This window comes from Pseudomonas sp. GW821-FHT09E04 (genome assembly GCF_059416185.1).
Map to the genome: position 1 here is coordinate 853856 of NZ_JBWKOR010000003.1, position 18609 is coordinate 872464.

Annotated in this window: 17 protein-coding genes; 13 read left to right on the plus strand and 4 right to left on the minus strand. The window is 59.3% G+C overall.

Annotation, left to right across the window (positions count from 1 at the left end):
• Positions 1 to 40 precede the first annotated feature (40 nt).
• The 5 genes from AC07N4_RS14915 to AC07N4_RS14935 all read left to right on the plus strand — a co-directional run bounded on the left by AC07N4_RS14915 (position 41) and on the right by AC07N4_RS14935 (position 5769).
• A complete protein-coding gene (locus AC07N4_RS14915; protein ID WP_085732336.1) occupies positions 41 to 676 on the plus strand; it encodes an RluA family pseudouridine synthase in 636 nt (211 codons plus the stop codon).
• Between the two features lie 46 nt (positions 677 to 722).
• A complete protein-coding gene (locus tag AC07N4_RS14920) occupies positions 723 to 1823 on the plus strand; it encodes a hypothetical protein (RefSeq protein ID WP_493066330.1) in 1101 nt (366 codons plus the stop codon).
• Between the two features lie 120 nt (positions 1824 to 1943).
• Positions 1944 to 3233 (plus strand): M18 family aminopeptidase, encoded by a 1290-nt coding sequence (locus tag AC07N4_RS14925; RefSeq protein WP_085710626.1) that lies wholly within the window; start codon positions 1944 to 1946, stop codon positions 3231 to 3233.
• Between the two features lie 126 nt (positions 3234 to 3359).
• Positions 3360 to 3536 carry a hypothetical protein gene (locus AC07N4_RS14930; protein ID WP_493066331.1) on the plus strand — a complete coding sequence of 59 codons (177 nt, stop codon included), beginning with the start codon at positions 3360 to 3362 and terminating at the stop codon, positions 3534 to 3536.
• A gap of 76 nt (positions 3537 to 3612) precedes the next feature.
• On the plus strand, positions 3613 to 5769 hold the full coding sequence (locus AC07N4_RS14935; protein WP_102622514.1) for a mechanosensitive ion channel family protein: 2157 nt from the start codon (positions 3613 to 3615) through the stop codon (positions 5767 to 5769).
• Positions 5770 to 6107: 338 nt separating this feature from the next.
• Here the strand turns inward: AC07N4_RS14935 and AC07N4_RS14940 are convergent, their stop codons facing one another.
• On the minus strand, positions 6108 to 6821 hold the full coding sequence (locus AC07N4_RS14940; RefSeq protein WP_011333178.1) for a UTRA domain-containing protein: 714 nt from the start codon (positions 6819 to 6821) through the stop codon (positions 6108 to 6110).
• Positions 6822 to 7172: 351 nt separating this feature from the next.
• Here AC07N4_RS14940 and AC07N4_RS14945 point away from each other — a divergent pair, with 351 nt between their 5' ends.
• From AC07N4_RS14945 to AC07N4_RS14970, 6 genes are all read left to right on the plus strand, one after another.
• On the plus strand, positions 7173 to 8237 hold the full coding sequence (locus AC07N4_RS14945; RefSeq protein WP_085710620.1) for an ABC transporter substrate-binding protein: 1065 nt from the start codon (positions 7173 to 7175) through the stop codon (positions 8235 to 8237).
• Positions 8238 to 8353: 116 nt separating this feature from the next.
• The gene (locus tag AC07N4_RS14950) at positions 8354 to 9160 is read left to right on the plus strand and encodes an alkaline phosphatase family protein (RefSeq protein ID WP_102622780.1); all 807 of its coding nucleotides are present in this window, start codon (positions 8354 to 8356) and stop codon (positions 9158 to 9160) included.
• A 5-nt stretch (positions 9161 to 9165) separates the two neighbouring features.
• Positions 9166 to 10002 (plus strand): ABC transporter permease, encoded by an 837-nt coding sequence (locus AC07N4_RS14955; RefSeq protein ID WP_167748736.1) that lies wholly within the window; start codon positions 9166 to 9168, stop codon positions 10000 to 10002.
• Positions 9989 to 10789, plus strand: coding sequence for an ABC transporter permease (locus AC07N4_RS14960; protein WP_096822924.1), 801 nt, complete (start codon positions 9989 to 9991; stop codon positions 10787 to 10789). The genes AC07N4_RS14955 and AC07N4_RS14960 overlap by 14 nt, the downstream gene beginning before the upstream one ends.
• Positions 10786 to 11775, plus strand: a complete 990-nt coding sequence (locus AC07N4_RS14965) for an ABC transporter ATP-binding protein (RefSeq protein WP_192560138.1) — start codon at positions 10786 to 10788, stop codon at positions 11773 to 11775. Before AC07N4_RS14960 ends, AC07N4_RS14965 begins: the two co-directional genes overlap by 4 nt.
• 34 nt (positions 11776 to 11809) lie before the next feature.
• Positions 11810 to 12463, plus strand: a complete 654-nt coding sequence (locus AC07N4_RS14970; RefSeq protein ID WP_102622779.1) for an HAD family hydrolase — start codon at positions 11810 to 11812, stop codon at positions 12461 to 12463.
• 45 nt (positions 12464 to 12508) lie between these two features.
• On the opposite strand, the gene AC07N4_RS14975 is transcribed toward AC07N4_RS14970, so the two are convergent.
• Positions 12509 to 13471, minus strand: coding sequence for a zinc-binding dehydrogenase (locus tag AC07N4_RS14975; RefSeq protein WP_493066332.1), 963 nt, complete (start codon positions 13469 to 13471; stop codon positions 12509 to 12511).
• Between the two features lie 181 nt (positions 13472 to 13652).
• Between AC07N4_RS14975 and AC07N4_RS14980 the strand changes: the two genes are divergently transcribed.
• Complete coding sequence (locus AC07N4_RS14980) at positions 13653 to 15737, plus strand: carboxy terminal-processing peptidase (protein WP_173861398.1); 2085 nt, start codon at positions 13653 to 13655, stop codon at positions 15735 to 15737.
• A gap of 134 nt (positions 15738 to 15871) precedes the next feature.
• Positions 15872 to 17662 carry a bifunctional diguanylate cyclase/phosphodiesterase gene (locus AC07N4_RS14985; RefSeq protein WP_493066333.1) on the plus strand — a complete coding sequence of 597 codons (1791 nt, stop codon included), beginning with the start codon at positions 15872 to 15874 and terminating at the stop codon, positions 17660 to 17662.
• A 16-nt stretch (positions 17663 to 17678) separates the two neighbouring features.
• Here AC07N4_RS14985 and AC07N4_RS14990 read toward each other — a convergent pair whose 3' ends face one another.
• Both AC07N4_RS14990 and AC07N4_RS14995 read right to left on the minus strand, forming a co-directional pair.
• Positions 17679 to 18077 (minus strand): hypothetical protein, encoded by a 399-nt coding sequence (locus AC07N4_RS14990; protein ID WP_493066334.1) that lies wholly within the window; start codon positions 18075 to 18077, stop codon positions 17679 to 17681.
• 165 nt (positions 18078 to 18242) lie between these two features.
• Positions 18243 to 18608, minus strand: coding sequence for a hypothetical protein (locus tag AC07N4_RS14995; protein WP_493066335.1), 366 nt, complete (start codon positions 18606 to 18608; stop codon positions 18243 to 18245).
• Position 18609: the final 1 nt, after the last annotated feature.

Genomic DNA, 18609 nt, shown 5'->3' on the forward strand with positions numbered 1-18609 from the left:
GCCCTGAGCCGCCGTTGGCATTTGTTACGAGGCTGTTTTAATGCCGCTGTCCAACATCCACATCATCCATCAGGACGCCGCCGTTCTGGTGGTGAACAAACCGACCCTGTTGCTCTCGGTGCCCGGCCGGGCCGACGACAACAAGGACTGCCTGATCACTCGCCTGCAGGAAAACGGCTACCCGGAAGCGCGTATCGTCCATCGTCTGGACTGGGAAACCTCCGGCATCATTCTGCTGGCTCGCGACGCGGACACCCACCGCGAACTGTCGCGCCAATTTCATGACCGCGAAACCGAAAAAGCCTACACCGCCCTGTGCTGGGGTCAGCCGGAACTGGACAGCGGCAGCATCGACCTGCCCCTGCGCTACGACCCGCCAACCAAACCACGCCACGTGGTCGACCACGAATTCGGCAAACACGCCCTGACCTTCTGGCGCGTACTGGAACGTTGCGGCGACTGGTGCCGCGTCGAACTGACGCCGATCACTGGCCGCTCGCACCAGTTGCGCGTGCACATGCTGTCCATCGGTCACCCGCTGCTCGGTGACGGGCTCTATGCTCATGAGCAAGCCCTCGCCGCCTGGCCGCGCCTGTGCCTGCACGCGAGCATGCTCAGCTTTACCCACCCACAGTCCGGCGAGCGCTTGCGCTTCGAATGCCCGGCTCCGTTTTAAGCACTGCCTGACCGGCAGCCGCCTGTTTTAAAGGATTTTGTTCCGGATGAGTTGTACTGATTCCCTGGCAACACCCGTCAAGAAGACCCGTCATCAACTGCTCTACCTGATTTACGGCAACCAGGATGTTTATCGGCGCGAAGCCAAGTTCAGCATCCTGACCGCCCTGTCTCAGGCCAAGACCGGCAAACGTCCGGCGATCAGGATTCTCACTGACCGGCCGCAGGACTACGAAGGCTGGCCGGTCGACACCGTGCTGCTCGACGAGCCGACCCTGACCCGCTGGCAAGGCGAAAACGGCTATCACCACCGACGCAAGGCTTGCGCGATTGCCGCCGGCCTGCAACTGGCCGAAAAAACCTTGTTCGTCGACACCGACACCCTGTTCACCAGTGACCCGAATCGGCTGTTCCAGCACATAACCCCCGGGCAATCAGTGATGGATCGTTTCGAATACGACTGGAAAGACGTCTTCGAGCGCGACGACTACCTGAAGCTCGGTCGCGACCTCAGCGCCCACGGCGTCACCCCGGACAACGGCTTCAAGCTCTACAACAGCGGGCTGTGCGGCGTAACCGACAGCGACGGGAAATTGTTCGAAGAGTCGATCCGTCTGATCGACGAATGGACGGCCGACGGCTTCGAGATCCATACCATCGAACAGATCGCTCTGTCGTTCGCCCTGCGCAAGCGGCCGGTGGTCGAGGCGCGCAAGTACATCTATCACTACTTCGCGGAAAAGCGTTTCTTCCATGCGATGCAGGCGTTCTTCTTCTCCCAGCACGGCGAGAAGTTCAGCCAGCGCCTGGTGGATCTGTGCAAAGACGTCCCGAGGGTCAAGCCGTTTCCGTCCGCCTGGCAGCGCCTGAAAATCAAATGGAAGCTGCGCAACCAGAGCGGCACGATGCGCAAGGTCGGCCGTGACCTGTTGTACGGCAGCGCCGCGCCGGATCATCCGTACTACAGCGCCTGTCGCCATGAATGGTGGGAATGTGCCTCGCGGGAGATTCTTCGTTGGGACGAGAGCCGTCAGAAAAAGCTCCTGAGCCAGAGCCGATGGCCGCAACAACTGCCGCGCCCGGAGCGGCCTGAAGATGAAAAAATCATCATGAACTACCTGAAAAAACGCGTGACCGCCGCCCGCTGACCCACACTGTCCACTGCGGGAGCCTGCCCCCGCAGTGGATCTCCTTTTACATTCGATTTCGATTGTGGCCTGCGCACCGGCATGCGTTAAACTCCCGCCCATTGCTGTCTGGAGCTTCTTATGCGCGAAGAGTTGAACCAAGGCCTGATCGACTTCCTCAAGGCCTCCCCTACCCCGTTTCACGCCACCGCCAGCCTTGTTCAACGCCTGGAGGCCGCCGGTTATGTGCGCCTCGACGAGCGCGAGACCTGGCACACCGAAGCCAATGGCCGTTACTACGTCACCCGTAACGACTCCTCGATCGTCGCGATCAAGATGGGCCGCAACTCTCCGCTGCACGACGGCATCCGCCTGGTCGGCGCCCATACCGACAGCCCGTGCCTGCGAGTCAAGCCGCAACCTGAATTGCAGCGCCAGGGTTTCTGGCAGCTGGGCGTCGAAGTCTACGGCGGCGCGCTACTGGCACCGTGGTTCGACCGTGATCTGTCGCTGGCCGGCCGCGTCACCTTCCGCCGCGACGGCAAGGTCGAGAGTCAGTTGATCGACTTCAAGGCCCCGATCGCGATCATTCCCAACCTGGCCATCCACCTCAATCGCGAAGCCAATCAGGGCTGGGCGATCAATGCCCAGACCGAACTGCCGCCGATTCTCGCGCAGTTCGCCGGTGACGAGCGTGTGGACTTCCGCGCAGTCCTCACCGATCAACTGGCCCGCGAGCACGGCCTCAATGCCGACGTGGTGCTCGATTACGAGCTGAGCTTCTACGACACCCAAAGCGCCGCCGTCATCGGCCTGAACGGTGACTTCATCGCCGGCGCCCGCCTCGACAACTTGCTGTCGTGCTACGCCGGCCTGCAAGCCCTGCTGACCGCCGACACCGAAGAAACCTGCGTGCTGGTGTGCAACGACCACGAAGAAGTCGGCTCCTGCTCGGCGTGCGGCGCTGACGGCCCGATGCTGGAACAGACCCTGCGTCGCCTGCTGCCGGAAGGTGACGAATTCGTACGCACCATTCAGAAATCCCTGCTGGTTTCGGCCGACAACGCCCACGGCGTGCACCCGAACTACGCCGAGAAGCACGACGCCAACCACGGCCCGAAACTCAACGCCGGCCCGGTGATCAAGGTCAACAGCAACCAGCGCTACGCCACCAACAGTGAAACCGCCGGGTTCTTCCGTCATCTGTGCATGGCCGAAGAAGTCCCGGTGCAAAGCTTCGTGGTACGCAGCGACATGGGTTGCGGTTCGACCATCGGCCCGATCACCGCCAGCCACCTGGGCGTGCGCACGGTCGACATCGGCCTGCCGACGTTCGCCATGCACTCGATCCGCGAACTGTGCGGCAGCCATGACCTGGCCCACCTGGTCAAAGTGCTGAGCGCGTTCTACGCCAGCCGCGAATTGCCGTAACCGGTTCTGTGGCGAGGGTGCTTGCTCCCTCGCCACGGCGACTGCGCAGTGACTGTGATACACATCACCACCGGTCGGCAAAATTCCACCTAGACTTAAATCATCCCCTACGACAAGGCTGTCGCCATGATCTCGATGTCTGCGTTCCACGCCATGCTCATTCCGATACTGTGCGGAATGATTCTGCTGGCGATCGGCTTCAACTTCCGCGACAAGAATGCCGGAGTGTTCGCCATGTGGGTCGGCATGCTGTTGATCCTGGCCACCGTGGTCTACAAGATCCTCGCCAAACTCAACGAATAAATCCGCGCTCGGCTCGCATTGATTTTGACGGGCTCGTACACTCGCCCGATCCGCCCCTTGCGAGGTTGACCGCCTAGTGTTCGCTCGTCTTTCTGCCCTGCCCTGCCTGTTCCTCATCTGCCTGATGACGCTGCTGCCGTTGGCGCCTGCCCACGCGGTGAGCCTGCCCGGCCTGCTCAGTGGATCGAACAAGGCGCAACCCGAGGCCCAGGAACCCCTCGGCCAGTCCCTTGACGAAGTCATCAAGTCGCTGGAAAACGACAAGCAACGCGCCCAGTTGCTGAGCGACCTGAAGAAACTGCGCGACGCCACGAAAAAAGCCCAGGCCACCCCGGAAGAAGGTGTGCTGGGCCTGATTGGCGGCACCCTCGCCACCTTCGAAAAGCAATTTACCGGCAGCGACAGCCCGCTCAATCGCTGGTCCGCCGAATTCGATCTGGCCAAAGACGAACTGTCTGACCTGATGCTGCCGGCCAGCGAATGGCTGCCGATCATCTTCGCCTTCGCCGTGATTCTCGCCGTCTGGAGCCTGCTCGCCGCCGCACTGATCTGGCTTGGCCACCGGGTGCGCATGCGCTTCGGCCTGACCGAAGAGCTGCCGCAAAACCCCCGGGCCCTCGACATGCTGCGCTTCGCCCTGCGCAAGCTCGGGCCATGGATGATTGCCCTGGCCATCACGGTTTACATGAGCTACGCGCTGCCGTCGTCGCTGGGCAAAAGCCTGGCGATGGTTCTGGCCTACGCGCTGGTGGTCGGCACCTGTTTCTCGGCGATCTGCGTGATTGCCTTCTCCGTACTCGACGGCCCGCACCGCCATCGCGCGCTGTACATCCTGCGCCATCAGGCCTTTCGCCCTCTGTGGCTGATCGGCAGCTTCGCCGCGTTCGGCGAAGCCCTGAACGACCCGCGACTGGTGGCCGGCCTCGGCGTGCACCTGGCGCACACCGCCGCCACCGTCGCCAATGTGCTCGCGGCCCTGTCGACCGGCCTGTTCATCCTGCGCTTCCGCCGCCCGATCGCTCACCTGATCCGCAACCAGCCGCTGTCCCGCCGCCTGACCCGCCGCGCCCTCAGCGACACCATCGAAATTCTCGGCACCTTCTGGTACGTGCCGGCGCTGGTGCTGGTGGGGATTTCCCTGTTCGCCACCTTCGTCTCCGCCGGCGACACCAGCACCGCCTTGCGCCAGTCACTGATCTGCACCGTGCTGCTGGTGTTGTGCATGGTGATCAACGGCCTCGTCCGCCGCCACGCCCTCAAACCCCAACGCGGCCCGAAACGCCACGCCTTCTATTCCGAACGCCTGAAAAGCTTCTTCTACACCCTCGCCCATTTGCTGGTGTGGCTGGCGTTCATCGAACTCGGCCTGCGGGTCTGGGGCATGTCGCTGATCGGCTTCACCGAAGGCGAAGGCCACGACGTCAGCGTCAAACTGTTCAGCCTGATCGGCACATTGATCTTCGCCTGGCTGATCTGGATCCTCAGCGACACCGCCGTCCACCACGCCCTCACCCGCTCACGCAAAGGCCTGGCCAACGCCCGCGCACAAACCATGATGCCGCTGATCCGCAACGTGCTGTTCGTGGCGATCTTCATCATCGCCCTGATCGTCGCCTTGGCGAACATGGGCATGAACGTCACGCCACTGCTGGCCGGTGCCGGCGTGATCGGCCTGGCGATCGGCTTCGGCGCCCAGTCGCTGGTGGCCGACCTGATCACCGGCCTGTTCATCATCATCGAAGACTCCCTGGCCATCGACGACTACGTCGATGTCGGCGGCCACCTCGGCACCGTCGAAGGTCTGACCATCCGCACCGTACGCCTGCGGGACATCGACGGCATCGTCCACACCATCCCGTTCAGCGAAATCAAAAGCATCAAGAACTACTCCCGGGAATTCGGCTACGCGATCTTCCGCGTGGCGGTGCCCTTCAACATGAACATCGACGAAGCCATCAAACTGATGCGCGAAGTCGGCCAGAAAATGCGCACCGACCCATTGCAACGCCGCAACATCTGGTCGCCACTGGAAATTCAGGGGGTGGAAAGTTTTGAATCGGGTAATGCGATATTGCGCGCCCGGTTCAAAACCGCACCGATCAAACAGTGGGAAGTTTCACGGGCGTTCAATTTGTCGCTAAAAAGGCATCTGGATGAGGCGGGGCTGGACCTGGCGACGCCGAGGATGAATGTGCAGGTGATCACAGCAGGCGGCGGCCAAACACAGGAATAAACCAGCCCCTCACCACTCAAAACGATGAGCGTTAGCTCGAGAAAAGCTTTTGACGTGCCGGCCCCATCGGCAGGCTGAGTGGAGGGATTTATCCGGGGGGGGGAGCGCAGCGACCGTGCGGCGAAGCCGCATGCATCGAGAGGAGGTGCAGCGAAGCAAACCGTAGGCGATGCCCCCGGATGAATCCCGTAACGAAGGAACACCGAGCCAAAGCGAGGTGCCGAACGCCGGGGCCCAGCGTTTTTGGTTACTTTTTTGGCGTTTGAAAAAAGTGACTCGCCGTAAGGGCGAAACCATAAGAAGCCGTTACCGAAGCAACGGATATTCACCCAAAAAAATCAAACCACATCAACACCGACGTGAATCGCATCATGCCGCCAAAACTCCAGATCACAATCAATCAACCGCCCAAACTGATCATAATTGACCCGAGCAATCCGTAACCCCGGACTCCCCACCGACACCCTCAACGCCGCCGCCGCATCGACCGATAAAGACGTAGGCACAATCTCGAACCGCACCCGCCCATAGTGCAAATCGTAATGCCGCGCATACAGCTCGGTAATCGACTGATTCAGATCAAACTCCAGAATCCCCGGAAAAAACTGCGGATTCAAATAATGCTCCACATACAACACCAACCGCCCATCGATCCGCCGCGACCGGCAAATCTGAATCACGCTCGACAACGCCGGCAACTGCAACCACGCACACACCGCCGCTGACGCCGGTTGCAGCCGCGCCGAAATCACCTCGGTCGACGGCACCCGCCCCTGCGCACTGACCATCGCGTGAAAGTGACTGCGCTGCATCAGGTTATAGGCCAGGCGCGGCGGCGACACGAACCAGCCCCGACGCTCCTCGCGATAAATCTGCCCTTGCGCCTCCAGTTGCAACAAGGCTTCCCGTACCGTAATCCGGGTCGTGCCGAACAACTCGCTGAGCTTGCGCTCGGCCGGCAACTTGCTCCCCGCCGCGAGAAGGCCGTGGTCGAGTTGCTCCTGAAGGATCTGGCCAATGGCTGTCACCGCTTTTGTTGCCTCATCGCGCATCAACGTTACCTATCTGGACTAGACCAGCACTGTTTCGGGGCAAAACCGCACGACTATTGCGCCGTTCGGTCGTGCTGCAAGCCTAGGCAGTGCAGATGACCGAGAGATGACAAAACTACCGAACGGTCGTCCTGACAACTTGCAATACATCGGCCAAGTCCCTTGCCCACCGGGACTTTGAGGGTGGTCTACGCTTACCCGGCAGCCGTCGATACCGGAGAAATAAAAGCCGGGCCGGGTATCCGCCGACATCAAAGTGTCATCCAGCCCCCCTACATTGGCTCAGGTATTGCTGACCTAGACCAACACAAACCGCAATCGCAGCGTTGAACACGACCAAGGAGCTTCGGAATGAAACAGCTTTTCCTGGCAACACTGTTAGGCTCGACCATTGCCATGTGCACCGCCGCCATGGCGGCTGATGATCTGAAAACCCTCGAAGCCGCTGCGAAAGCGGAAGGCGCCGTCAACAGCGTCGGCATGCCCGATGACTGGGCCAACTGGAAAGGCACCTGGGAAGACCTGGCCAAGACCTACGGCCTGAAACACATCGACACCGACATGAGCTCGGCCCAGGAAATCGCCAAGTTCGCCGCCGAGAAAGACAACGCCACCGCCGACATCGGCGACGTCGGCGCGGCCTTCGGTCCGATCGCGGTCAAACAAGGTGTGGTGCAACCCTACAAGCCGACCACCTGGGATCAAGTGCCTGCATGGGCCAAGGACAAGGACGGCAACTGGGCACTGGCCTACACCGGTACCATCGCCTTCATCGTCAACAAGAAGCTGCTGCACGGCTCCGAAGTACCGACCAAATGGGCTGACCTCAAGGGCGGCAAATACAAGGTTTCCATCGGTGACGTGAGCACCGCCGCACAAGCTGCCAACGGCGTACTCGCTGCTGCGCTGGCCAACGGCGGCGACGAGAAAAACATCCAGCCTGCCCTGCTGCTGTTCGCAGACATCGCCAAGCAGGGTCGCCTGTCGATGGCCAACCCGACCATCGCCACCATGGAAAAAGGCGAGATCGAAGTCGGCGTGGTCTGGGACTTCAACGGCCTGAGCTACAAGGCCAAGATGGCCAACCCGGATGACTACGTGGTGCTGATCCCGTCCGACGGCTCGGTGATTTCCGGCTACACCACCATCATCAACAAATACGCGAAGAACCCGAACGCCGCCAAGCTGACCCGTGAATACATCTTCAGCGACGCCGGCCAGACCAACCTCGCCCGCGGCAACGCCCGTCCGATCCGCGCCGAGCACCTGACGCTTCCTGAAGACGTGAAAGCCAAACTGCTGCCAAACGAGCAGTACAAGAAGGTCACGCCGATCAAGGACGCCGATGCGTGGGAGAAAACCTCCAAGGCTCTGCCGCAGAAGTGGAACGAAGAAGTCATCGTAGAAATGAAGTGATGCTGTAGATCCCGTTTTCGGGGTTACTGAAGGTCCCCTGTGGGAGCGAGTTCGCTCCCACAGGGGAATCTGCGTTGAATTCAAAATCTGATCTGTTTCGCGGAGTTTTTGCCCCTATGAAGCACAACGTCATCCTTGTCGTGCTCGACGGCCTCAATTACGAAGTCGCGCGTCACGCCATGGGGCATCTGCAGGCTTACGTTGGCGCAGGACGCGCCGCGCTCTACCAGTTGGAGTGCGAGCTGCCGGCCCTGTCCCGACCGCTTTACGAATGCATCCTCACGGGCGTGCCGCCCATCGACAGCGGCATTGTCCACAACAACGTCTCGCGCCTGTCCAATCAGCGCAGCATCTATCACTACGCCCGCGATGCCGGTCTGAAAACCGCCGCCGCGGCGTACCACTGGGTCAGCGAGCTCTACAACCGCTCGCCGTTCGTGGCCGCCAGGGATCGTCACACCGATGACCCGGCGCTACCGATCCAGCACGGCCACTTCTACTGGAACGATCACTATCCGGACTCGCACCTGTTCGCCGACGCCGAAAACCTGCGTCTGCGCCACGCCCCGGACTTTCTGCTGATCCATCCGATGAACATCGACGACGCCGGCCACAAGCACGGCCTCGACACCCCGCAATACCGCAACAGCGCGCGCAGCGCAGACATCATCCTTGCCGACTACCTGCAAGGCTGGCTCGACGCCGGTTATCAAGTGCTGGTGACCGCCGACCACGGCATGAACAACGACCGCTCGCACAACGGCCTGTTGCCGGAAGAACGCCAGGTGCCGCTGTTTGTGCTCGGTGATGCCTTCAGCCTGAACGCCGACGCCACGCCCAAGCAGACCGACATCTGCGGCACCGTCTGCGAGCTGCTCGGCGTACCTCACGACAAACCTGTGTGCCGGGAGTTGCTCAAGTGAACTCAATGACTCGCGGCAAATGGCTGGCCGCCCTGTGCCTGGTGCCCTTCGCCCTGTTCTTTATCGTGTTCGAAATCGCCCCGCTGGTCTGGGTGATGATCAACAGCCTGCAATCGGAAGAGTTCGGTTGGGGTTTTGCCAACTTCAGCAAGATCTTCAATTCGAAGTTCTATCTGCAGGCGATCCAGTACAGCCTCGAAATCAGTTTCTGGTCGAGTGTGTTCGGGATCATCATCGCGGTGCTGGGTGCCTACTCCCTGCGTCGGGTCGATTCGAAGCTGCGCAACTTCGTCAACGCCTTCGCCAACATGACCAGCAACTTCGCCGGCGTGCCTCTGGCGTTCGCGTTCATCATCCTGCTCGGCTTCAACGGCAGCATCACAATCATGCTGAAACAGGCCGGGATCATTCAGGATTTCAACCTGTATTCGAAAACCGGGCTGATCATCCTCTACACCTACTTCCAGATTCCCCTCGGCGTGTTGCTGCTGTACCCGGCATTCGACGCATTACGCGAAGACTGGCGTGAATCCGCCGCACTGCTGGGTGCTGACGGCTGGCAGTTCTGGCGCCACATCGGCCTGCCGGTGTTGACCCCGGCCCTGCTCGGCACCTTCGTGATCCTGCTGGCCAACGCCCTCGGCGCCTACGCCACGGTGTATGCGCTGACCACCGGCAACTTCAACGTGCTGCCGATCCGCATTGCCGCGATGGTCTCCGGCGACATTTCCCTCGATCCGAACCTGGCCAGTGCCCTGGCCGTGGTGCTCGTGGCGCTGATGACTCTGGTGACCGTCGTGCATCAACTGCTGTTGAAGAGGAGCTACCATGTCTCGCGCTGAATCCGGCCCGGCCGGCGTCTACCACCGCGTCGTGGTGTACCTGCTGTTCGCCATCCTGCTGCTGCCGCTGGTGGGCACGCTGGTCTACTCGATCGCCAGCAGTTGGTCGGCCACTATCCTGCCCAGCGGTTTCACCTTCAAGTGGTACATCCAGTTGTGGAGTGATCCGCGCTTTCTGCACGCCTTCGGCCAGTCATTGCTGGTGTGCGTCGGCGCGCTGATCCTGTCGGTGGTGCTGATCCTGCCGCTGCTGTTCGTGGTGCATTACCACTTCCCGAAACTCGATGCGCTGATGAACATCCTGATCCTGCTGCCCTTCGCGGTGCCGCCGGTGGTGTCGTCGGTGGGGCTGCTGCAGCTCTATGGTTCCGGACCGTTCGCGATGGTCGGCACGCCGTGGATCCTGATCGGTTGCTACTTCACCGTGGCGCTGCCGTTCATGTACCGGGCGATCACCAACAACCTGCAAGCGATCAATCTGCGCGACCTGATGGACGCCGCCCAATTGCTTGGCGCCAGCACCTTTCAGGCAGCCTTCCTGGTGGTGCTGCCGAACCTGCGCAAGGGTTTGATGGTGGCGTTGCTGCTGTCGTTCTCGTTCCTGTTCGGTGAGTTCGTGTTCGCCAACATCCTGGTCGGCACCCGCTACGAAACCCTGCAGGTCTACCTCAACAACATGCGCAACAGCAGCGGCCACTTCACCAGTGCGCTGGTGATCTCCTACTTCTTTTTCGTGCTGGTCCTGACCTGGGTCGCCAACATCTTGAACAAGGACAAAAGCGAATGAGCTATGTCAGCGTCCAACATCTTCAAAAGAACTACGCGGGTACAACCGTATTCAGCGACATCAACTGCGAAATCCAGAAGGGTGAATTCGTCACCCTGCTCGGCCCGTCCGGTTGCGGCAAATCCACCCTGCTGCGCTGCATCGCCGGCCTGACGCCGGTGGATGGCGGCAAGATTCTGCTCGACGGCGTCGACATCGTGCCGCTGACGCCACAGAAACGCGGCATCGGCATGGTGTTCCAGAGCTACGCACTGTTTCCCAACATGACCGTGGAGCAGAACGTCGCCTTCGGCCTGCGCATGCAGAAGGTCAATGCCGACGACAGCCACAAGCGCGTCGCCGAAGTGTTGAAACTGGTTGAACTCAACGATTTCGCCAGCCGTTATCCGCACCAGCTCTCCGGCGGTCAGTGCCAGCGTGTCGCCCTCGCCCGCTCTCTGGTCACCCGTCCGCGTCTGTTGCTGCTGGATGAGCCGCTGTCGGCCCTCGATGCACGGATTCGCAAACACCTGCGCGAGCAGATCCGTCAGATCCAGCGCGAACTCGGCCTGACCACGATTTTCGTCACACACGATCAGGAAGAAGCCCTGACCATGTCTGACCGGATTTTCCTGATGAATCAGGGAAAGATCGTACAAAGCGGCGACGCCGAAACCCTCTACACCGCCCCGGTCGACGTGTTCGCCGCCGGCTTCATCGGCAACTACAACCTGCTGGACGCCGACAGTGCCTCGAAGCTGTTGCAGCGGCCGATCAACCATCGCATCGCCATTCGCCCGGAGGCCATCGAGCTGAGCCTGAACGGCGAACTCGATGCGCAGATTCGCAGCCACAGTCTGCTGGGCAACGTGATCCGTTATCGCATCGAAGCCCGGGGGGTGGAATTGGTGGTGGATGTCCTCAACCGTTCGGCGGCGGACCTGCACCCCGACGGTCAGCGCCTGGCACTTTCCATCGATCCGACGGCCCTGTGTGAGGTAGCCTGATGACTTTGCTGACGTTGAAGAGAGAACTGCACTGATGGCTCTGGCAATTTTTGATCTGGACGAAACCCTGATCCACGGCGACTGCGCCACCCTCTGGAGCGAGCAGATGGGGCGCCTGGGCTGGGTCGATCCCGAGTCGTTCATGCGCAAGAACAACGAGCTGATGGACGCCTACAGCCATGGCAAGTTGCGCATGGAAGACTTCATGGAATTCAGCCTCGAACCCTTGATCGGTCGAACCCCGGAAGAAGTCGAACATCTGGTCGGCCCGTGGGTAGAAGACTTCATCGAGCCGATCATTTTCAGCGACGCGACCAAAACCATCGCCGCCCACCGCAAGGCCGGCGACCGGATTCTGGTGATCTCGGCTTCGGGTACACACTTGGTCAAACCCATCGCCGAGCGGTTGGGCATCGACGAGATTCTGGGCATCGAACTGGAAGTGGCACATGGCGTATACAGCGGCCACACCGTGGGCACCCTGACCTACCGCGAAGGCAAGATCACCCGCTTGCTGGAATGGCTGGATGCCGAAGAGGAAAACCTTGAAGGCGCGAGTTTCTATTCCGACTCACGCAATGATCTGCCGCTGCTGCTGAAGGTGGATTACCCGCACGTGGTCAATCCGGATCCGGTGTTGCGCGAGCAGGCCGAAAAATCCGGCTGGCCGATTCATCTCTGGAAGTAAGCGATTGTCTTGTGGGAGCAAGCCTGCTCCCACAAGCATCGGTGATCAGCTCAGGCTTTCGTCGATCACCAGCACCAGTTTCCCCGCCACCGTATTGCTCGCCAGTTCGGCGAACGCCGCCTCGGCATCCTTGATCGCAAAGGTCTTGGCCAGTTGCGGCTTCAAGCGTCCCTCGGAAAACAGCGACCACACGTGCTGGCTCAGATCACTGAACAAATCGGCCTTGAACTGATCGTTGCGGCTGCGCAAGGTCGAACCCAGCAGTTGCACGCGCTTGGCCAGCACCTGGGCCAGATCGAGTTTCGCTTCGCGGCCGCCCATCAGACCGATGAGCACCCAACGCCCGTCCTGAGCCATCAGCTTCAGATTCAGTGCCGAATAATGACCGCCCACCGGATCCAGAATCACATCGAACGGCCCGAAATCCCGCAGGCTCTCCAGATCATCGGTGCGCACCACGCCACCTTGCGCCCCCAGTGCTTCACAGTAGGCCAAGCGCTCGGTCGAACCGACGCTGACCCAGCACGGATTGCCAAACGCCTTGCACAGTTGAATGGCGGCTGAACCGATACCACTGGCCCCGGCATGCAGAAGAACTTTCTCACCCGGTTTGAGCGCAGCGAGCTGGAAAATATTCAGCCAGACGGTCGCGTACACCTCAGGCAGTGCAGCCGCTTCGATCAGCGACACGCCTTCCGGAACAGGCAGCACATGCCGCCCGTCGACGACCACTTCTTCGGCCATCCCGCCCCCGGCCAGCAAGGCGCAGACACGATCACCGACCTGCCAGGACGAACCGGCGCCGACTTCGCTGATCACCCCGGAGCACTCAAGACCGAGCACCTGACTGGCACCCGGCGGCGGTGGATAAAGGCCCGCCTTCTGTAATAAATCCGCGCGATTGAGGCCGGCTGCCGCCACCCGGATGCGAACTTGTCCTACATCACACGTAGGACTCGGCTCATCAACCCATGCCACTTGACCTTCAACGCCTTGCAATGCCTTCACAGTGCCTCCATAGTGAGTCTGGACTGAGCCCGAAGCTGAAGCGCCGGGCTTTTTGCATTATGCGACCGGCCCTGGGGTCTGAACGAACGCTGAACAGCAGTTATCGTACAGAGCGTAGAGGTACCGGCGACTTCAAAGACGGCCTAATATGCGTTATCAATTGTCCCCGCGTCGAATCAGCATGAAGCATTTGCTCCCCAGCACCGCCCTCGCTCTTTTCATCGGTATCGGCCTCTTGCCGGTGTCGGGCACCACATTCGCAGCCAACAGCTGGGACAAGTTGCAGCCTGATCGCGATGAAGTGATCGCCAGTCTGAACGTCGTCGAGTTGCTCAAACGTCACCACTACAGCAAGCCACCGCTCGACGATGCGCGCTCGGTGATCATCTACGACAGCTACATCAAGCTGCTGGACCCGTCGCGCAGCTACTTCATGGCCAGCGACATCGCCGAATTCGACAAGTGGAAGACCCAGTTCGACGACTTCCTCAAGAGCGGCGACCTCAACGCCGGCTTCACCATCTACAAGCGTTATCTGGACCGCGTGAAAGCGCGTCTGGACTTCGCCATTGCCGAGCTGAACAAAGGCGTCGACAAGATGGACTTCTCCACGAAGGAAACCTTGCTGATCGATCGCAAGGATGCCCCGTGGCTCAAATCCACCGCCGAACTTGACGACCTGTGGCGCAAACGCGTCAAGGACGAAGTGCTGCGGCAGAAGATCGCCGGCAAGGATCCGAAGCAGATCCAGGAAACCCTGACCAAGCGCTACAAGAACCAGTTGGCGCGTCTGGACCAGACCCGTGCCGAAGACATCTTCCAGGCGTACATCAACACCTTCGCCATGTCTTACGACCCGCACACCAACTATCTGTCGCCGGATAACGCGGAAAACTTCGACATCAACATGAGCCTGTCCCTCGAGGGCATCGGCGCCGTGTTGCAGAGCGACAACGACCAGGTGAAAGTCGTGCGCCTGGTGCCGGCAGGCCCGGCCGACAAGACCAAGCAGGTTGCTCCCGCAGACAAGATCATCGGCGTTGCCCAGGGCAACAAAGAGATGGTCGACGTGGTCGGCTGGCGTCTGGACGAAGTGGTCAAGCTGATCCGTGGTCCGAAAGGCACCGTGGTTCGTCTGGAAGTCATCCCGGCGAGCAATGCGCCGAACGACCAGACCAGCAAGATCGTGCCGATCACCCGTGAAGCGGTGAAGCTCGAAGACCAGGCCGTGAAGAAATCCATCCTGAGCCTGAAACAGGACGGCAAGGACTACAAGCTCGGCGTGATCGAGATTCCAGCCTTCTATCTCGACTTCAAGGCGTTCCGTGCCGGCGATCCGGATTACAAGAGCACCACTCGCGACGTCAAGAAACTCCTGACCGAACTGCAGAAAGAGAAAGTCGACGGCGTGGTCATCGACCTGCGCAACAACGGCGGCGGTTCCCTGCAGGAAGCCACCGAACTGACCAGCCTGTTCATCGACAAGGGCCCTACCGTGCTCGTGCGTAACGCCGATGGCCGGGTCGATGTACTTGAAGACGAAAACCCGGGTGCGTTCTACAAAGGCCCGATGGCGCTGCTGGTCAACCGCCTGTCCGCGTCGGCTTCGGAGATCTTTGCCGGTGCCATGCAGGACTACCACCGCGCGCTGATCATCGGTGGCCAGACCTTCGGCAAAGGCACCGTGCAGACCATTCAGCCGCTGAACCATGGCGAACTGAAACTGACCCTGGCCAAGTTCTACCGGGTTTCCGGCCAGAGCACCCAGCACCAGGGCGTACTGCCGGACATCGATTACCCGTCGATCATCGACACCAAGGAAATCGGCGAGAGCGCTCTGCCGGAAGCCATGCCATGGGACACCATCAAACCGGCCATCAAGCCTGCGGTTGACCCGTTCAAGCCGTACATAGCGCAGCTCAAGTCGGAGCACGATGTACGTTCGGCAAAAGACGCAGAGTTCGTGTTCATTCGCGACAAGCTGGCCCTGGCGCAGAAACTGATGGAAGAGAAAACCGTCAGCCTCAATGAAGCCGATCGCCGTGCCCAGCACGCCGATATCGACGCCAAGCAACTGGCGATGGAAAACATCCGTCGCAAGGCCAAAGGCGAAGAACCGCTCAAAGAGCTGAAGAAAGAAGACGACGACGCCCTCGCGGCAGCCGAGCCGGACAAGGTCAAACCGGAAGACGACGCCTACCTGAGCGAGACCGGGCGCGTGCTGCTGGATTACCTGAAGCTGAGCAATCAGGTGGCCAAGAAGTAAGGTGATGGCAATTTAATGCTGGCGATCCCCGGATCGTCATCAAACAGTCATCATTCTGTCGTGCAATAAAGGACTGGGAGCGGTTCTCTTCATCGAGAACGCTCCCAGTCCTTTTTTTATCGCCAGAGAATGCCATGACCACGACCGAACAGCTGAGTGCCTTGAGCTCGATCCTGACTCAAAGCGGTTTGCACAGCCTGTTCCAGCCGATCATTTGCCTCTCTGAACGACGCATTCTCGGTTATGAAGCCCTGACTCGCGGCCCGTCCAACAGTCCGCTGCACTCCCCTATCGCCCTCTTTGCCGTGGCCCGCCAGGCCGGGCGCTTGAGCGAACTGGAAATCGCCTGCCGCCAAAGTGCCTGCCGCCGTTTCAACGAACAGCAATTGCCGGGCAAGCTGTTTCTCAACGTCTCTCCCGAATCCCTGCTCGAAGCCGCGCACCAGCCGGGGCGTACGCTGCAACTGCTTCAGGATTTCGGCATTCCACCGAGCCAGGTGGTGATCGAGCTCACCGAACAGACGCCGATCGACGATTTCCAGCTGCTGCAAACCGCGTTGCATCACTACAGGGCCATGGGGTTTTCAATTGCCCTCGATGATCTTGGCGCGGGTTATTCGAGTTTGCGGTTGTGGTCGGAGCTGCGTCCCGATTACGTGAAAATCGATCGGCACTTTATCGATGGCATCCATCAGGATGCCTTGAAACGCGAGTTCGTCGGATCGATCCTGCAAATCGCCAAGGCCTCCCGGGCGCAGGTGATTGCCGAGGGCATCGAGTTGCCGGAAGAACTGGCGGTGCTGACCGAAATGGGTGTCGATCTGGTGCAGGGTTACCTGCTTGGGCGCCCTCAGGAGCACCCGCCACGCGACGCCCGGGCCCTGATGCCCAAGCACGACAGCAGCGCCGTTGCGCTGAACGACGAAGGCAGCGATCTCAGTGCCCTGCTCAACGATCAACCGGCAGTGGATCGCGACACACCGACCGCCACCGTGCTCGAAGCGTTCCGTCGTCAAGCCAACCTGAACTCGCTGGCGGTGCTCGACGAGCAAGGCCAGCCCTGCGGCATCGTCCATCGTCATTCATTGTCCGACGCCCTGCTCAAGCCGTTCGCCACCGACCTGTTCGCCCGCAAACCCATCAGCCGCCTGATGAACGACGACTTCCTCGCCGTGGAAATGAGCCAGTCGCTGCAACAGGTCAGCCGCCTGATCACCAGCCGCGCCCGGCAGCGCATCGAAGAAGACTTCATCATTACCCTCAACGGCAGCTACCTGGGCCTGGGTCGGGTGATTGACGTGCTCAAGCTGATCACCGAGCTGAAGATCCAGCAGGCTCGCTATGCCAACCCGCTGACTCTGCTACCCGGCAACGTACCGATCCAACAATGCCTGACGCGGTTGCTGCAACAGGGGCGGGAGTCGGTTATTTGTTATGTCGACATCGACAGCTTCAAGCCCTTTAACGATATCTATGGGTATGGGCGGGGGGATGAGGTGTTGTTGTGTCTGGCGCAGTGTTTGAATGAACGCGTTGATCCTTCTCGCGACTTTGTCGGGCATATTGGGGGGGACGATTTTCTGTTGGTGCTCGGCCCGGAGGATTGGCGTAAACGGCTCAACCAATTGCTTGATGATTTCCAGAGCCAATGCCGACGGTTTTATCGACCGGAACACCTTGAGGCTGGGTGTTTTGTTGCGCCAAACCGCCAAGGGATTCGCCAGGAATTTCCGTTGCTGTCACTGTCCATTGGCGTGGTGCATTTGCATCCTGAAGCTTGTGCGCAACTGGATGCGAGTCAGTTGGCGGAGATGGCTTCGCAGGCGAAGCATCATGCTAAGAATGTTCCGGGGTATAGTGTGCATGTTATCGACAGCATACGTGCGCAACCTTTTAACGAGGCGCTCGTTTCAGGTCATCGCTAATGTAAAAGCTCGGTAACTACCATGTGGACCGATCCTCACCAGCGGCTTTCGCAAGATCCTCCCCCCAAGCTTCCTTCGCAAACTTATAGATATCTTGGAAGAAGCCGCGTGGATCCTCTAGAGAATACCATTCTCCCCGCGGCCAACTTGCTGCTTCGCATTCATCGATCTCGAATAGTTTTTGAAACTCATAATTTGGATCCTGAAGTATCATTTCCAAATTTCCAAACAGCACCAGCTTATGTCTATAGGAAAGGCATGGCAGATTCAGGCAATACTTTCTAACAAGAAGCTCTCTATCAGCAGAGTCATTAGGGTTGTAATCCTCGAGTTCCAAACCTCGAGTTTCTTCCCGATCATAAACATCGAAAACACCTATAAACCACGTCAAGTCCGGTTCAAACTCTTCACTCAAATACGGATCCCTCAACATCACTTCACCTCGATCGGAAACATGGCGAATCGGCTTTGGCCAAACAAATCAGCTCCCACAATTTTCATCTTCATTATAAAAACCAATAAAACAACCAACCCGCCCAAAACCCAAAACACATAAAAACCTCAAGCATAGAATGTAACTCTATAGATCTTTAACCTTACCTATCTCACCCTCATATAAAGAAAGACATTCTAGCAACACGCGCATAAAGCCACACCCATCGACTATCTCGTCAGAAAATAAAAAACTTCTCTTTTCCAAAACCTCAACAAATGTTTCTCCCCTTTCCAAATAATAGGAAATCGTATCAATTATCCAACACCTATCCGATTCAGAGTACCCAACAAACTCCGGTTTCAGAACAGCATCAAAAATTCTAATCAAATCAGAAGAATCATTTACATCAGCCAAACATATTAGTTCTTCAACAGCCCCTTCGTGAGGATAGTCAATGTCAAAGACAAATAGAAAGCCAGGCAAAATTGAAAGCTTTGGATTAGGTTTCATT

Excerpts from the sequence above, each read along its gene's own strand:
- AC07N4_RS14915 (WP_085732336.1), top strand. The coding sequence starts at position 41 with ATGCCGCTGTCCAACATCCACATCATCCATCAGGACGCCGCCGTTCTG.
- AC07N4_RS14985 (WP_493066333.1), top strand. The coding sequence starts at position 15,872 with ATGACCACGACCGAACAGCTGAGTGCCTTGAGCTCGATCCTGACTCAA.
- AC07N4_RS14940 (WP_011333178.1), bottom strand. The coding sequence starts at position 6,821 with ATGCGCGATGAGGCAACAAAAGCGGTGACAGCCATTGGCCAGATCCTT.
- AC07N4_RS14920 (WP_493066330.1), top strand. The coding sequence starts at position 723 with ATGAGTTGTACTGATTCCCTGGCAACACCCGTCAAGAAGACCCGTCAT.
- AC07N4_RS14960 (WP_096822924.1), top strand. The coding sequence starts at position 9,989 with ATGTCTCGCGCTGAATCCGGCCCGGCCGGCGTCTACCACCGCGTCGTG.
- AC07N4_RS14995 (WP_493066335.1), bottom strand. The coding sequence starts at position 18,608 with ATGAAACCTAATCCAAAGCTTTCAATTTTGCCTGGCTTTCTATTTGTC.
- AC07N4_RS14950 (WP_102622780.1), top strand. The coding sequence starts at position 8,354 with ATGAAGCACAACGTCATCCTTGTCGTGCTCGACGGCCTCAATTACGAA.
- AC07N4_RS14965 (WP_192560138.1), top strand. The coding sequence starts at position 10,786 with ATGAGCTATGTCAGCGTCCAACATCTTCAAAAGAACTACGCGGGTACA.
- AC07N4_RS14955 (WP_167748736.1), top strand. The coding sequence starts at position 9,166 with ATGACTCGCGGCAAATGGCTGGCCGCCCTGTGCCTGGTGCCCTTCGCC.
- AC07N4_RS14970 (WP_102622779.1), top strand. The coding sequence starts at position 11,810 with ATGGCTCTGGCAATTTTTGATCTGGACGAAACCCTGATCCACGGCGAC.
- AC07N4_RS14945 (WP_085710620.1), top strand. The coding sequence starts at position 7,173 with ATGAAACAGCTTTTCCTGGCAACACTGTTAGGCTCGACCATTGCCATG.
- AC07N4_RS14930 (WP_493066331.1), top strand. The coding sequence starts at position 3,360 with ATGATCTCGATGTCTGCGTTCCACGCCATGCTCATTCCGATACTGTGC.
- AC07N4_RS14980 (WP_173861398.1), top strand. The coding sequence starts at position 13,653 with ATGAAGCATTTGCTCCCCAGCACCGCCCTCGCTCTTTTCATCGGTATC.
- AC07N4_RS14925 (WP_085710626.1), top strand. The coding sequence starts at position 1,944 with ATGCGCGAAGAGTTGAACCAAGGCCTGATCGACTTCCTCAAGGCCTCC.